This is a genomic window from Winogradskyella aurantia (assembly GCF_002266855.1).
In the GTDB taxonomy this organism is placed as follows: Bacteria; Bacteroidota; Bacteroidia; order Flavobacteriales; family Flavobacteriaceae; genus Winogradskyella; species Winogradskyella aurantia.
In genome coordinates this window covers 1-1,568 of record NZ_NGJN01000017.1, presented here as the reverse complement: position 1 = coordinate 1,568, position 1,568 = coordinate 1, and the positions used below count along the sequence as shown (strand labels likewise).

Here is a 1,568-nt window from a genome sequence, read left to right as displayed (position 1 = left end):
TAAGAAAATAGCGATATCACGAACTAAATTGCCTTTAGGAATTGTTGGGTCGGGTTTTTGGTGTTTTCAAAGTTGGGGCCTAAGGCTTTGAGTCCCAACCGATGTTGCAATTTGGTTTAACAGGGCGTTGGGACGGATGTCCAAGGGGCGGGAATTGCGCAGCAATGTAGCGACTTGGTAGAAGCCGCAGGCTTTAAATCCGTCCCAACGTGTTTGGCTATGGTTTCGTTGCGTGGTTTAAGCACTAAATTTAGCAAATAAAAACCGAACAGAAAATCCGAAAGGATTTTCGTAAGTAGACTTGAAGTAGCAATAAATTATATACGGTGTTAGGCAACGTTTTTTATTTTCGGATTAGTTCATTAATATCTTTTTCAATTTGGTCTGAAAATCCATGATACTCTTTTTGAATTATTCCATTTTTGTCAATTAAAAAATATCTTGGCCAACTATTCACACTAAATGTTTTATTGAGTTCATTATTTCCAATTAAATTTAAAAATGTTGTTTCTTTTTTCTCAACTAATTTTCTTGCATTTTCTATATCTTGAGAAACAATTCCAATTACTGTTAAGTCATTTTCATAATTATTCTTTATCTTTTCTACATCAGGAAATGATTTTATACACCAACCACACCAAACTTCCCAAAAGTCAATTAAAGTTAATTTTTCATTCTTAATTTTAATTGTCTCCTTTTCGTTAAATAAATTAATTAGTGAAATTTCAGGCAATGACTTTTTTAAAAGTGGATTTGGTTTACTTTGTTTCTCTTTTATGAGTTCCAACTGATTTAAATCCTGAATATATTCGTTAATTTCTAAATTTTTAAAAATGAAAACTGTTGATTGTTTACTTCCAAAATCTGGCTGCAAAGAAGTCGTGACTTTTTTTGGTAAGAAAGTATTTTTATCTAATTCTAATGTTTTTGTCTTTTCAGTTATTTTATTCTTTAAATCATCTTCAAATTTATATTCTATTATGAAGCTGTTTTCTGTTTCTGAAACCTGAACGTTTTTATAATCAGTCTCTAATTTAAAAAAGTCTTTATAAACCATTTGCCCACCTGGACTTCCTAAAAAATGCAAACCTCCTTTTTCTTGTCTAAAATTATTTTTTTCATTTGATATTTGAAATCCAATTCCGTCTTTGTAAATGGACGATTTATTAATGTCATTTCTTATTCCATAAAATGAAAATCCAAAAATTGTATCAGAAGGTTTTTTCTCAAGAATAGCAAAACCTTTATTGTCCCAAACGTTTCCGTCTGAAAATGTCATTATATTCTCAACATTATATTGAACTCTATCAATTTTTTCAACACTCTCATTGAATTTTTCTGATAAAAACTCAATATTAATTTCCTGTTGCTTTTTGCAATTTATAAATAAAATAGATGTTAGAAATATTATCGAAATTCTCTTCATATTGTTTTATGTTCAAATGTTGCCTAACGCCCTGCTAAACGCAGTGACGTTCTGGGTTAAAAATTTATGGTGACTGAAAGTTACATATAAATTTTAAAGACAAGCAGAACGTTATCAAATCGTGCTTGCGAGATTCATGAGT

Annotated in this window: 1 protein-coding gene; it reads right to left on the bottom strand. The window is 30.0% G+C overall.

Features of this window, described 5'->3' with window-relative positions:
• Positions 1-343: 343 nt before the first annotated feature.
• On the bottom strand, positions 344-1,426 hold the full coding sequence (locus CA834_RS14535) for a TlpA family protein disulfide reductase (RefSeq protein ID WP_094969446.1): 1,083 nt from the start codon (positions 1,424-1,426) through the stop codon (positions 344-346).
• Between the last annotated feature and the right edge of the window lie 142 nt (positions 1,427-1,568).